The sequence below is a fragment of the Chryseobacterium mucoviscidosis genome (genome assembly GCF_002177115.1).
In the GTDB taxonomy this organism is placed as follows: Bacteria; Bacteroidota; Bacteroidia; order Flavobacteriales; family Weeksellaceae; genus Chryseobacterium; species Chryseobacterium mucoviscidosis.
This window is the reverse complement of the sequence record NZ_MVAG01000057.1, coordinates 1-13,906: the sequence shown is the minus strand read 5'-3', so window position 1 is coordinate 13,906 and position 13,906 is coordinate 1. Positions and strand designations below refer to the sequence as shown.

Here is a 13,906-nt window from a genome sequence, read left to right as displayed (position 1 = left end):
TTAAAATTGAAATGAAACCATACAGCCAAAAGTTTTAAACGACGGAAGATTGAAAAAATCCAGTCCTCTTCCGTTATCCGAATCATAGAAATTCTGATTGGAATCTACGCCACGATTCGCTTGCCAAAGAAGGATATTATTCACATAGAATGTAATTCCCAAACCTTTTTTAAACTGTCCGACATCGAATTTTGCCGTTAGAGAAACCGCATTAATTCTCACATAATCCGCTTTCTGAACATAGTCTTCCGCAACGCCCAAATATCCGTATCTCGTCCATCGGTTTTTCGAAACGTCCTGATTGGGATCGTAAAAATCAACAGGAATCTGATTGGGATTTCCACCGGAATTTACTCCCTGAAAAACATAATTTTTAATATTTCTGTCATCTCCGGAAGTCTGGGAACGTCCGTAATAATCGAGAACAGCCTGAGTTCCGTTCCAGACCTGTCCGCCTTTTTTCCATTCCCAGTTGATGTCTAAAGTGAGCATTTTATACGTGAAATTATGATTGAATTTAACGACAAAATCCGGTGTTGGATCTGCAATTATTTTAGATCCGTTCGCTTTTTTAGGATAACCCAGTTCATCAATAATCAACGCTCCGTTGTTATTTCTTTCGAAATAGCTTCCGACAACGGCTCCCAGAACTTCACCTTCCGACAATGTTTTATAAATGTCTTTAAAACCTGAAACCGCTGTATTATGATATCTCGGATTTACCCGATCCACAATATCTCTGTACTTAAAAAATGAAGCTTTCTGACTCATCCTGAAATCTGAACCCAGATAAACATTATCAAAAAAGAAATTCACTTCCAATCCGCGGTACGTATGATCTGCAAGGTTTTTCAGTTTTAAATTGCCATTTTCAAAAACCGGAAAAATATCATTGTTGATTTTCCGTTGAAAATATTCTGCTTCAATACCTAAATTGTATCTTAAAGTCAGCCTGAAACCCGTTTTCCATTCTTTGGAATCAATATTCGACAGATTTTTAAAGGTTTCTACTTCCTGAATCGGAAAATACTGATTTGAATTCTGCGCATTCAGCAAAGTGGTTGCGTAAGAAGCATAGGATTTTGTGATTTCCGGCTCCGAGCTTAGCTGAGTGTAGGCTCCTAAAATTTTAAAATTGATGTTTCTCCAGTTGAATATTTCTTTAAAAGTAAAATATGCACCCACTTTAGGAAGAAAATAATTATTTTTAAGTGAAGTATTTGAAATGTAGAAAGAATTTCCTGCATTCAATCCCATTTCGAAATCACGATAGCCATCATAATTTAGCCTGTATTCGAAGATATAATCCTGCGAAGTTCTCTGGTAAATATAATTTTTACTGTTTAAAGTATTATCAATCTCCAATCTGTTATTATTGACAATAAAATTGAGATTAAAGCGATGGTTCCAACGATATTCATTTACCGAATAATCTCCTGAAATACTGGAATTATACAATTTATTGTTTTGCGTTCGCTCATTCTGCACACCATTGGGAAAACCGTAAGCTGAAGGTTTATAACGGTCCAGATTCAGGAAGAAATCATTTTCGTAAGATTGTGTGATATTTAGTTTAAAACGATTCCAGTCCCGCGAAATTCCGAAATTGAACTGTCTCCTTCTATCTCTGGAATTGTATTGATTATCCTGATAAAATAAAAACTCCGGATTGTCCGCAAACTTGCTGTAGCTTCTCTGCGAACCATCGGTAAGAAAAATCTTCTGAGCATTGGAAAAAGAAACCGGCGTAAGTAAAGAATTTTGATAAACCCTGTTGAACAAGCCAATTCTGTTGGAGTTCGTTGCTTTGTTTTCATCGTAAACAAAAGCTGCATCCACCGCAAATTTTAAAATTTTCGAGCTTAGCTTTGTTTTAAAAGAATTAAGAATACTGTACTGATCCATGAAATACATCTGATCTTTCTGCTGTCCGAGATCCAGTGAAATCCGAAACTTTTCATCGTAGTAGTATTCATTATTTTTGAAAAACAGATTCAGCCTCAATTGATTATTGTACCCAACTGTCGTTTTAAAAATGTCGTTATTATAAGCTTTCGCGGAAGAATTTCCGTTTATGAGAGGAATGAGTTTTCCGTTCAGATCATATTCATAAGGCTGGTTATCAAACTGTAAATTCGAAATATCAGGTCCGAAACTGAACATTTCATTGGTTTCGGGACCTTTCCAAGTCAGTTCTCCGTTTTCAGACCTTCCCTGAACATATTGATTCTGGGTTTTAGGAACCGAATTTCTGCTTTTCACTTCCGCTGAAGTGGTAAAGCTTCCGTTTAAAAACAAAAATTTCCGGGTTCGTCCTTTTAAACTGACAAGATTCTTATCGATTTCTTTTATGTTTCTGATGGAATAATAATCAAACAAATTAACTTTCAGGTTTTGTCCTGAGTTTTCTATACTAAATTCATTTTTCTGTTCATTTGAAACCAAACTGTCGTACGTATTATTCTGAATATTTTGAACATTTCTTTTCTCTATCTGGCTTTCCAAAATAGTTTTCAGCTCACGGGTTCCGTATACAACCGCTTTGTTTTTACCGTTGTTCCAAACCAAAGTATCGTAATCTTTTGCTGCGATGATGGCAAAGCCTTTTTCATCGGTAAGTTCATAAACTCCGCTGTTTTTGTTCAGAACCTTTAAAAAATTCTGTGGCTTTTCTTTTTCGTTTAAAAATATTCCGGAATAATACCGTTGAGAATTCTGCGCGAAGAGGCAGTTAACCGCAAACAGCGGAAGCAGATAATACAACTTCTTCATGGTCTTTTTGTTGATTAAAAGGCGAAAAAAGAAACCTACGAAGAAATTTCTTTTTTCAGATTTATATTGAATGAATATTAGTTTTGGAGGTTTAGAGAAGCTACTTTTTCAGCAGTTTTTCTTTTTTCAGAAGTCTTTTCAGCATTCTTTTTTCTTTTCTGGAAATGTCTTTAGTTTCCACCAGAACAGCTCCATTCACGGCTTGGTTTCCGAAAAGTGCGGTTGCTGTGTCTGCTTTAAAAACACGGATGGATTCTATTTTTTTAGGATCAATTCTCTTAAAAAGTTCGGAATCTGTTGCCTTTCCGTTGATGACAAACAGCGGACTGTTATTTGCCTTGGATGAACCTTCACAACTGATCGAAATATCGACTTTTCCGGAACCCTGTCTTCCCGAAATTGAATTGATATTGACGCCTGAAGCTGCTCCACGAATTGAATTTATCGCTTCTTTGTTCCCTATTCTGTTTGCCAAACCCTGATAATTTCCTGCAATTGGCTGTTTTGCTTTAAGATATCCTTTATTGTATGCCAGAATTTCGGGTTCCTGAGAAGATTCTTTAAGATCATACGGATTGGTAGAATAAACTGCTTCTGCCGTATCTGCAACTGCATTAAGATCGGTAAGTCTCTTTTTCTCTGATGAAGATGCAGCAAGAGAATTCACCATCGAAGCTTTTTCTTTTTTAATCCCCATCGCGATTACCTCTTCAATATTTTGATTTTTAGGAGCGTCTTCAATTATTTTATTTTCTCTTTCAAGAACTACCGGTTCTTCAGAACGTGCAGGAGAAGCTAACGGAGTAGATGAAACAACAGGAAACGGAGCCTGGATTGCAACTGGCGGAGCTTCAGCAGCTATCGTTACAGGAGGTAAAGTTTCTTTTTGGATATTCACTTTTATAATACTGTCAGCTTTCTGAACGTGTTCCGAAATAGCAGCAGAAGGTTTATTTTCGGAAATTATATTTTTTGCAATAACTTGTTGGGTTACTTCCGCGTTTTCTTTTTTACCGGAAAAGTAAAAGATTGCAGATCCGATTAATAAACTTGCGGCAATACCGTAAGGAAACCATATCGGAACTATTTTACTCTTCTTTTCTTCTTTTTTGTCTAATTTTTCTTCCACTTTCGCCCAAACTTTATCAAACCCAGGAAAAGTCGCAGGTTCTTCCAGTGTTTTAGAAGCCTCGTTGAATGTTTTATCTATTGAATTGTTTTCCATTGTTGTAAAAGTTTAAATGTTTTGATGAATCAAAAGTTCCTGAAGTCTTTTTCTGGCAAAATTGAGCTGGGATTTTGAGGTTCCTTCACTGATAGAAAGCATGGCTGCAATTTCTTTATGAGGGTATCCTTCAATGGCAAAGAGGTTGAAAATGGCTCTGCAACCTTCCGGAAGAAAGTTTAAAAGACTTAAAATATCTTTTTCAAACGATATATTTTCCAGTGCAGAATCTGTAGAAACGGCATGATCTTCTTCTAAAGAAATATGCAGTTCTTTCGTGGATCTTATTTTTTGCAGGCACTCATTTACTGCAATCTTTTTCGCCCACGCTTCAAAAATTTCGGGATTATGAAGCTGGTTCATTTTGGTGAAAATCTTATAAAAAGTGTCTGCCAAAACTTCTTCGATATCTTCATCGTTTTTCAGATACCGTTTGCAGACAGTATACAGTTTTCCCGCCATCTGTTCGTAGACTTTCCGCTGCGCATTGCGGTCGTTCCGTTGACATTCTAATAGTAACTCTCGTTCCATAATCAGGCTTTATATCTACATAGATGCATAAAATTTCAAAAAGGTTGGAAACATGGTCAACTTTTTTGAAAAAATAATGAATTTTAGTGAAGGCGGCAAATGAATTTAAGAACGAAAACATCTGTAAATGAATTCTATACTTCATATTTTTGAAATATTTTCTTTTTTGATTTTTCTAAAAATTGTTTTCACCAAGTTTATGATGCCGCAATTATCTGAATGTAGTGGAAAAACTGTGGTCAGATGTTTTCAGGATGACAAATTTTAATGGTGTTTACAAATGTTGAAATGAAGGACTTCTGCCTTAGCCGCGATTGAGCGGTCTGTCTGAGCTCTTTTTGAGGTTTCGGCGGCGGCAAAGCCGCCGCCGAAACCTCAAAAAAGCGAGTAGCGAAAGCGCGAAGCAGCTCCTGATAAAAAACTTTTTTATCGGAAAACCGAAGATTCGATTTAACCTTTCTCTTTGTAACAAATCTTTAATATGAACGACTATTCGTATAAATAATCTTTTTAGTAATGAAAAATTCAAAATTTGTGTCATTACTTTTTGTTTTGTCTGCAGGAAGTATGATGTTTGCACAGGATGACTTAATCAACAAGTTAAAAAACAACCAGTCCCAGAATGCTAATTTCCAGTTTACCACGCTGAAAGATGTGGGTGCAACTTCGGTAAAAAATCAGGGTTCTTCGGGAACCTGCTGGAGCTATTCGGGAAACTCTTTCCTTGAGTCTGAAATGCAGAGAATGGGCAAAAAACCTGTTGATCTGGCGGAGATATACACTGCAAGAAATTCTTACCACGATAAAGCCAAATTATACGTTCTGAATAACGGCGCCATCAGTTGGGGAGACGGCGGAGAACTGCACGACGTGATTAATATGTATAAAAAATACGGAGCGGTTCCACAGGATGTTTACACAGGGCTGAAACAGGGACAGAGTTTAAATAATTTCTCTGAAATGCAGGGAAAATTGAAGCCTGTTCTGGACAGTTTGGTTCAGGCTGGTTCCAAAGGAAAACTGACGGACAACTGGATGTCTTCCGTTGATGCTATTTTGGATGAATATCTGGGAAAAGTTCCCGCCAACTTTACATATGAAGGAAAATCTTACACACCGCAAACTTTTGCGAAAGAGGTTGTAGGAATCAATCCGGAAGATTATGTAGAACTTTCTTCTTATAAGGATTATCCGTATTACCAGAAATTTGTAGTTCCGATTCCGGATAACTGGAGCCATGATACTGACTGGAATGTACCGATGAAAGATTTAACGGCAATTATCGACAATGCTGTAAACAAAGGATATTCTGTAGGTTGGGCAACGGATGTTTCTGAGCCTTATTTCTCTTATAAAAACGGGGTTGCTTATGTTCCGGACATGGATCTGGATCAGATCACAAAAGAAAATAAAGGAACTTTATTCACAGAACCGAAAAAAGACAAGACGATTACTGAAGATATGCGTCAGAAGGCTTTGAATAATCTTTCTACAACGGATGACCACGGAATGCACATCGTAGGACTGGCAAAAGATCAGTCGGGGAAAGAATATTATATGGTGAAAAATTCATGGGGTGTTACCAATGATTTTGAAGGGTATATTTATGTAACAAGACCTTATGTAGAATACAAATCGACAGCAATTCTGGTTCATAAGGATGCGCTCCCAAAATCAATTAAAAAGCAATTGAAACCAACAAAAAATATTGGTCTCTAAATGTGATCACTTTTGTCATCAATGATGACAATTTTAGATATTTAAATCTGTTAAAAAACCGTTCTCATTTTTGGGAACGGTTTTATTTTGTTTATTGTTTTTTAAGTAGTTAAAGCTTTGCTGTTTAAATATCACGTTGATTTTCTTTAGTCAGATTTAATTTTTTAAATGTAAAATCTAAATAATGAATTGAAAGCAGTTTCATTTTTAAGAGCTGTAATATTTTTTCATTCAATGGAGAAATATTATATTTGATAATTAAATTAAATTTATTCAATATGAAAAACTTAAGAAAATTACCAAAATCTGATTTAAAAAGAATTAATGCAGGAAATGCTCCGGAATGTCCAGTAAATACTGTTGAGTGTTACTATCCGCCAAAAAATGGAATTCCGGGATACTGGAAATGTGTTTCCGTTACTTTCGGATGTCCTAATTAAATGTAAATTCAGGTGTTTGAAATTAACGTTATTTTAAATCTTTAGAATATTTAAAAGAAAAAACCGCTTCAGAATCTCTCCTGAAGCGGTTTCGTTTAAAATAATTGATAGGTAAAATTATGTAGAAAGTGAATAGTTAATTCGCTTTGCTGGTTAATGAATGGTTTAATAAAAACTGGCAGCAAAGCAATTCACCATTGACTTTTGACTTTTAATAAAGTGTTGCCATGCTTTCGGCTTTGAAATCCTGAAGTTCGTCCATTTTTCCTTCTTTTACTTTCTTTACCCATTCAGGATCCTGTAAAAGTGCACGACCAACCGCAACCAGATCGAAATCTCCTCTTTCCAGTCTTTTCGTAAGCTCCGTTAAATCTGCTTTTTCAGTTCCCTGCCCTCCGAAAGCCGCCATAAAATCTCCTTCAAGACCTACAGAACCTACAGTAATGGTTGGCTGTCCGGTAATTTTCTTTGCCCATCCTGCGAAATTAAGATCAGAACCTTCGAATTCTGCTTCCCAGAAACGTCTTTGAGAGCAGTGGAAAATATCAACTCCCGCTTCTTTCAATGGCAATAACCACTCTTCCATTTCTTCCGGTGTATTCGCAAGTTTTGCAGAATAATCCTGCTGTTTCCATTGAGAAAGACGAATAATAATCGTGAAATCTTCACCAACCGCCGCTCTGATCGCTTTAACCACATCAACCGCAAATCTGCTTCTCTCTTTCAGGGTTTTACCTCCGTACTCATCAGTTCTTGTATTGGTTACATCCCAGAAAAACTGGTCGATAAGATAACCGTGAGCTCCGTGAATTTCCACTACATCGAATCCCAGATCTTTCGCAGATTTTGCAGAAGCCGCAAACTGAGCAATGGTATCCTGAATATCTTCCAACGTCATTGTAGAAGCTTTTTCCATCTCAACCGAAGGATAATCTTCTGACATTCTTGTGTCTCCGACGTGCCAGATTTGTGGTCCCATTTTTCCTCCGTTTTCATGAACTGCATCGATTACATTTTTCCATCCGTTCAATGCTTCTGTTCCGTAAAAATCCGGGATATTCTGTAAGTTTTTTGAAGCAGGTCTGTTAATTACCGTTCCTTCCGAAAGAATTAATCCCACTTCGGAAGCCGCTCTTCTTGCATAATAATCTGTGATTTGCTGGGTAGGAACTCCGTTATCGGATTGTGCTCTCGTCATGGGAGCCATTACGATTCTATTTTTAAGTTCTAAATTCTTGTATTTAAAAGGTTGAAATAATGATTCTGTGCTCATTTTAAACTTACTATTTTATAATTGTTACACAAAGTAACTAATAATAGTTCATATTTGTATCTTAAAAAGAAAAAAAGTGGTAACTTTGTGGTAACTGATGATGGTAACGTGGAGGTAACAGTAAGGTTGAGGTTGAGGTAGAGGCTAAGATTGAGAGGATCCTATAATTTTAGTGTGGTGATATTGTAGAAGATTTCTGTTCTCCTATAAGTGAAACGGCTTTGTGAAACTTGAAACAGTTAGTATAAAAAAATCTTTGTGAACTTCGTGTTCAACAAAAAACAGAAATTAGAAATAGACCTTTATGAAAAAGAACGAATTAATGCAATACAGTTGTCCTTTGGGAAAAGCAATGTCTGCTTTGGGAAGCAAATGGAAACCCATTATTGTATTGGTGATTAAAGACCGAAAATTGCGTTTCGGAGAATTGGCAGCAAGAATCAATGTGATCTCCAGAAAAGTTCTGACCGATCAGCTTAGAGAAATGGAATCCGACGGATTGGTAATTCGTGAGGAGTTTAAGGAAATTCCTCCAAGAGTTGAATATTCATTGACGGAGAAAGGCTTAGCGTTATTGCCGATTTTATATCAGTTGGAAGAATGGGAAACGAAATATCATGTGTATGATCCTGAGAAAGAGAGGGACTGTAAAATGATTTTGGAAGGGAAGAAAGTTCAGAAGACGGTTGTTTGATGGCCTTTTTTATTTCTTTAGCTTAAATTTATTACGTTTTACTTTCAAACTTTCAGGATAACTTCCATTAATATAACTCACAAAATCATTATCAATTACTGCATTTGAACCAGCTTTTGGAACTGAATCATTATATTTAAAGTAAAGCGTGTCATTTCTAAACTCATAATTTCCTGTGTAGACATCTTTATCTCTCATCATCCCTTGAGAAATAAATTCAAAACTTTCATCATCATACATTTTCAGATAAACCCAACCTAAGGGAGCTTCCCTGTCTGCTAAAAGCAATTCTTTCCTTTCATTTTTACAACTCGTAACTATTAATAAAAGATATATAAATGAAAATTTTAATTTCATAACTTTTAGTTTAATGGTTAAACAAATATAAATTAAATACCGCCTCCAAAAGAAAGCGGTTTCAAAATTTCACTTTTTCACAATCAACATATTGGCAAAAGGTGTAATTTTCTTATTTTCAATAATCTCCAAGCCCGCTTCAGAAATAGCTCTCTTCCATTGATTTTGACTTAAAAAATGAAAAGCTCCGATGTTAAAGAAAATAAAATTTGTCAAATCTCTGAATTGTTCTGAAACAATGATTACGCCATCATCTTTTAAAGTTCTCTTCGCTTCTTTGAAAAATAAAACTCTTTGGTCATGATCTAAAATTTCGTGAAGTGCAGTTATAGCAAGAATTACATCCTGAGATTGATTTTCAAAAGGAAGATGATCCGGTTTGATTTTTATTCCCTTCGGATTGGGTGGAAATACTTTCTTTGAAGTTTCTATTCCTTTTTCCTGTTCGTGACGATTTCCAAAAATATCACAAACCGATAAATTCAAATCCGGATATTTTTCCTCCAATCGTTTTGACAAAGGATCAAAGCTTGCGTGAACTAAAATTGCATTTTTTGTTTTATTCCAATCTACAATTCCTTTTAACTTCTTTAATTCGTACAAATCTGAATGATCATATAAAATGTAAGAAGCGAGAAGTGATGCAAAAATATTTATTATGATAAGTGCGCTTAAAATTCTTAATATTAAAATAATCGGAGTTGAATTAATCCAAAATGATAATGCACAAAGAAGAATCGAAACAATAAACCCAAGTACTATTTTTTGATAATTAAAGAGGACAACAAGTTTTGTAATTTTCATGAATAGGCTTTAAAATCTAATTTACAAATTCCTAACAAAAAAACCGCTCTCAAAAAGAAAGCGGTTTCAAGATTTATTTAAAATCCCAATTAAAATATCTCAGGATATTTCTGAGGATTTGTTTCGTTAAACATTGCATAGATTTTTTCAACCATATCATCCGCAGAAGGCTTGCTGAAATAATCTCCGTCACTTGCATACGCAGGTCTGTGATCGTTTGCGGAGATCGTTAACGGATCAGAATCTAAGAATCTGAACGCCTTTTGTTTTTCTAAAATCTGCTGAAGAATAAACGCTGAAGTTCCGCCTTCCACATCTTCGTCAATCACAACCAATCGGTTTGTTTTCTTTACAGATTCTGCGATTTCGTGTGTTAAATCGAAAGGAATTAATGACTGAACATCAATAACTTCCGCAGAAATTCCTAATTTTTCAAGCTCTTCCGCTGCTTCCATAACAATTCTCCACGTAGAACCGTAAGTAACCAACGTAACGTCTTTTCCTTCTTTTGTCACCTCGATTTTTCCGACAGGAACAGTAAATTCACCTAAATTATCCGGTTGTTTTTCTTTTAATCTGTAACCGTTTAGACATTCAACAATTACAGCCGGATCATCGCTCTGAAGCATGGTGTTGTAAAATCCGGCAGCTTTCGTTAAGTTTCTTGGAACCAATACCAAAATACCTTTTGAAAGGTTCAAAATTCCCGCCATCGGAGAACCTGAATGCCAAACTCCTTCCAGTCTGTGACCTCTTGTTCTGATGATAACCGGCGATTTCTGACCACCTTTTGTTCTGTACTGAACGGTTGCCAAATCGTCGCTCATTCCCTGTAAACAGTACAAAATATAATCAAGGTACTGGATTTCGGCAATTGGTCTTAAACCTCTCATTGCCATTCCGATTCCCTGTCCCAAAATGGTTGCTTCACGGATTCCAGTATCGGCAACACGAACGTCACCATACTTTTCCTGCATTCCTTCAAGACCTTGGTTTACGTCACCGATATTTCCGGCATCTTCACCAAAGACTAAAGTTTCAGGATATTTTTCGAATATTTTATCGAAATTGTTTCTTACCACTACTCTTCCGTCCACATCTTCAGAAGCATCGGAATAAATGGGCTTTATTTCTTTTACGTTTTCAGCTTTCCACTGAGACTGAGAATATAAGTGAGAAGAATAATTGTCTTTTTCAACTTCAAAAATCTCGTTGTATTTCTGCATCAGTTGGTTTCTTTCCGCAGAATTTGTTCCTCTCGTTGCCAGTAAAGATTTTCTCACCAAATGGAAAACATCTTTCTTCGCTTTTGAAACGAGTTTATTGAATTGGCTGATGTAATTTTCAATTTCAGCATTTTGTCCTTTAAGATTTTCAACCAAAGGTAAAACGGAAGCGATTAAGTCTGTAATTGTTTTCTGGTAATTTTCCCAAGCCTGTTTCTGTCCTGTTTTTACCGTTTTTTTCGCTTCATTATCAATAGCATCCAGCTCTTCTTCTGTTGCCAGAACTTCTTCTTTTCCTTCAATTTCGATGGAATAGTTTAAAATCCATTCTCTGAATTTCACCAATCCGTCAAACTGAGATTCCCAAGACAGACGTTCTTCATTTTTATACCTTTCGTGAGATCCTGAAGTGGAGTGACCTTGTGGCTGTGTAACTTCAATCACATGAACCACTACCGGAACACTTTCTACTCTCGCAAACTGTTCTGCTCTAGCATAAGCATCCAAAAGCGCAGGATAATCCCAAGCTTTCACCTGAATGATTTCGCACCCCTGATTTTCTCCTTCTTTTCTCTGGAAACCGCTCAGCATTTCAGCGATATCGGCTTTTGCTCTCTGATTTTTCGTAGGAACAGAAATTCCGTACCCGTCGTCCCAGATCGAAACTACCATTGGAACCTGAAGCGCACAAGCCGCATTCAGTGTTTCCCAGAAATGACCTTCTGCTGTAGAAGCATCCCCGATTGTTCCGAAAGCAATCTCATTTCCTTCTCTGGAAAACTTTTCAGAGCCTTCGAATTTTACGGTTTTATAAATTTTAGAAGCCTGAGCCAATCCTAATAATCTCGGCATCTGTCCCGCAGTAGGAGAAATATCGGAAGAGATATTTTTCTGAGCCGTTAGATCTTTCCAGCTTCCATCTTCATTTAAACTTCTTGTCGCAAAGTGACCGTTCATCTGTCTTCCGGCTGAAGCAGGTTCTCTTTCCACGCTTGTATCTGCATACAATTGTGCAAAAAAACTTTCAACAGTCAACGCATTTACAGCCAATGCAAAGGTCTGATCTCTGTAATATCCCGAACGGAAGTCTCCATCTCTGAAAACTTTCGCCATTGCAAGCTGAGGAAGCTCTTTTCCGTCCCCAAAAATACCAAACTTAGCTTTTCCCGTAAGAACTTCTCTTCTTCCCAAATAGGACATTTCACGAGAAATCCTTCCTAATTTATAATCTTCAAGTATCTGATTTTTAAAATCTTGAAAGGAAATTTGCTGTGTTTCAATATAGGTTGTCTGCATAGCCAAATATTAAATATTTTTATTTTGAAGTATTTTGCTAATATACACTTTTTAAATTAATTTTAATTTTTAATAATCTTTTTTAAAAATTTGATAATAAAATAAATTGTGTTTATATTGGAATAAATTTGTAAATGATGGAAAAAAAATCGTCTCATATTCTTAATGCATCGAGTAATCTTTTGGGATTTTCTCTGGTCATTATCACTTCATTAAAGATATCAAAAATAAGCCACAGTACGCATTTGGACGAGTTTGCCGGAGTTGCCTGTCTTTTTTTTGCTTTCAGTTGTTTCTTTTCTTTTCTCGCAATAAGATCAATGCACGAAAAGCGTTCCCACAGATTTGAAACTATTGCGGATTATTTATTTTTAATCGCTTTATTTTGCATTGTTCTGGCTGTTATAATTGTAACGGTAAAAATAATTTAACTTTAATTTTAAAAATCTATATTTAATTATATTTATCAAAATAGTAGTAATAAAAATTTATTTATCTTAAAAAAGCAATTTAAATATATTTATAATCAATAAATATCATTTTATAATAAAAATACATTAAATTACGCGGTATGATTTTTGGATAAGTTGGAAAAAAATTCACAAATTTCAAAAATCATGAGAAACAAATTATTTCAGGTAACTAAAATATTACCCTTTATTTTGATACCATTGTCTTCTTACGCACAGGTAGGAGTTAACACTGCTAATCCTCAAACGACCTTTCATGTAGACGGAAACAAAGATAATGCGGCTTCCGGAACTCCAACTACCACACAACAAGCTAATGATTTTGCAATAACAAATTCCGGAAATGTAGGAATAAGCACGATAAATCCCAGTGAAAAACTGGATGTAGCAACAGGAAACGTAAGAGTTCGTGCCATCAATTCCAATACAGGAGTTCCCGGAACAGATAAATATGTAGTTGCAGATGGGAACGGTGTTTTAAAGACAATAAATTTTACCACTACAGATCTTTTTCATGCGCGTTTATCTGCCGATCAGAACGCAAACAGCGGCGTGATTGCTACTTTACTTTTTGCAGCTCCTTTGGTAACTTCAACGTATTATTCTTACAATTCAACTACCGGAACGCTTACCTTCAATCAGGCAGGAAATTATATTGTAACGTTTCAGGCAAGTTTTGGAAATGTTACTGCCGGAACACAGCTTGTTTTGGGAGTAAGACCTGTTCCCGATAATAATTAACGTGAACTCGACGCTAAAATATTGAATTATATTTAGTTGTCCTTGCCATCTATGCATTTATCCAGTTCGGGAAATTTACCGATGGTTTTTCCGGGTAAAAACAATAGGCGCATATGGCAGAGATCATATGGGTTAAAGCATTATCGGGATTTCGGTGTCTGGAATGCTCCAGATCAAAGACGGAAGTAAAAATATCGTTCACACTCTCTATTAAAGGACGTTTGAGAAGCATATAACGCTCATTGAGCAGCATCAGCTTTGCTTTGGCTTTACTTTTTGACTTGGTAATAATTTTCAGTCCCTGCTGAAAGAAATCTTTCCATAAAGCAGTATTGTAACCTTTATCCCCAAAACAAAG

At 35.9% G+C, this 13,906-nt stretch carries 13 protein-coding genes; 5 read left to right on the top strand and 8 right to left on the bottom strand.

Annotated elements, in window-relative coordinates; translation table 11 throughout:
* The 3 genes from B0E34_RS01245 to B0E34_RS01235 all read right to left on the bottom strand — a co-directional run bounded on the left by B0E34_RS01245 (position 1) and on the right by B0E34_RS01235 (position 4,528).
* Positions 1–2,772, bottom strand: coding sequence for a TonB-dependent receptor (locus B0E34_RS01245; RefSeq protein ID WP_087706060.1), 2,772 nt, complete (start codon positions 2,770–2,772; stop codon positions 1–3).
* A 100-nt stretch (positions 2,773–2,872) separates the two neighbouring features.
* Positions 2,873–3,997: a TonB-dependent receptor plug domain-containing protein gene (locus B0E34_RS01240; protein WP_087706058.1), complete on the bottom strand. Its 1,125-nt coding sequence runs from the start codon at positions 3,995–3,997 to the stop codon at positions 2,873–2,875.
* A 12-nt stretch (positions 3,998–4,009) separates the two neighbouring features.
* Positions 4,010–4,528, bottom strand: coding sequence for an RNA polymerase sigma factor (locus B0E34_RS01235; protein WP_087706057.1), 519 nt, complete (start codon positions 4,526–4,528; stop codon positions 4,010–4,012).
* 516 nt (positions 4,529–5,044) lie between these two features.
* Between B0E34_RS01235 and B0E34_RS01230 the strand changes: the two genes are divergently transcribed.
* Together B0E34_RS01230 and B0E34_RS21200 are read left to right on the top strand one after the other, a co-directional pair.
* Positions 5,045–6,247, top strand: coding sequence for a C1 family peptidase (locus B0E34_RS01230; protein ID WP_087706055.1), 1,203 nt, complete (start codon positions 5,045–5,047; stop codon positions 6,245–6,247).
* Between the two features lie 278 nt (positions 6,248–6,525).
* Positions 6,526–6,687, top strand: coding sequence for a hypothetical protein (locus B0E34_RS21200; protein WP_165762931.1), 162 nt, complete (start codon positions 6,526–6,528; stop codon positions 6,685–6,687).
* 211 nt (positions 6,688–6,898) lie between these two features.
* On the opposite strand, the gene B0E34_RS01225 is transcribed toward B0E34_RS21200, so the two are convergent.
* On the bottom strand, positions 6,899–7,960 hold the full coding sequence (locus tag B0E34_RS01225; RefSeq protein WP_087706053.1) for an NADH:flavin oxidoreductase: 1,062 nt from the start codon (positions 7,958–7,960) through the stop codon (positions 6,899–6,901).
* Between the two features lie 304 nt (positions 7,961–8,264).
* Here B0E34_RS01225 and B0E34_RS01220 point away from each other — a divergent pair, with 304 nt between their 5' ends.
* On the top strand, positions 8,265–8,654 hold the full coding sequence (locus B0E34_RS01220) for a winged helix-turn-helix transcriptional regulator (protein ID WP_087706051.1): 390 nt from the start codon (positions 8,265–8,267) through the stop codon (positions 8,652–8,654).
* A gap of 9 nt (positions 8,655–8,663) precedes the next feature.
* Here B0E34_RS01220 and B0E34_RS01215 read toward each other — a convergent pair whose 3' ends face one another.
* The 3 genes from B0E34_RS01215 to B0E34_RS01205 all read right to left on the bottom strand — a co-directional run bounded on the left by B0E34_RS01215 (position 8,664) and on the right by B0E34_RS01205 (position 12,337).
* Positions 8,664–9,011, bottom strand: coding sequence for a hypothetical protein (locus B0E34_RS01215; RefSeq protein ID WP_087706049.1), 348 nt, complete (start codon positions 9,009–9,011; stop codon positions 8,664–8,666).
* A 69-nt stretch (positions 9,012–9,080) separates the two neighbouring features.
* Entirely contained in the window at positions 9,081–9,815 is a 735-nt protein-coding gene (locus B0E34_RS01210; RefSeq protein ID WP_087706047.1) for a class I SAM-dependent methyltransferase, read from the bottom strand.
* 89 nt (positions 9,816–9,904) lie between these two features.
* Entirely contained in the window at positions 9,905–12,337 is a 2,433-nt protein-coding gene (locus B0E34_RS01205) for an alpha-ketoacid dehydrogenase subunit alpha/beta (protein WP_087706045.1), read from the bottom strand.
* Between the two features lie 137 nt (positions 12,338–12,474).
* On the opposite strand from B0E34_RS01205, the gene B0E34_RS01200 reads away from it, so the two are divergent.
* Together B0E34_RS01200 and B0E34_RS01195 are read left to right on the top strand one after the other, a co-directional pair.
* Positions 12,475–12,768, top strand: coding sequence for a hypothetical protein (locus tag B0E34_RS01200; protein ID WP_087706468.1), 294 nt, complete (start codon positions 12,475–12,477; stop codon positions 12,766–12,768).
* 186 nt (positions 12,769–12,954) lie between these two features.
* Positions 12,955–13,548 (top strand): hypothetical protein, encoded by a 594-nt coding sequence (locus B0E34_RS01195; RefSeq protein ID WP_123956498.1) that lies wholly within the window; start codon positions 12,955–12,957, stop codon positions 13,546–13,548.
* Positions 13,549–13,597: 49 nt separating this feature from the next.
* Here B0E34_RS01195 and B0E34_RS01190 read toward each other — a convergent pair.
* Positions 13,598–13,906 (bottom strand): transposase (locus tag B0E34_RS01190; RefSeq protein WP_306460653.1); only part of this gene is annotated, 309 nt, incomplete at its 5' end.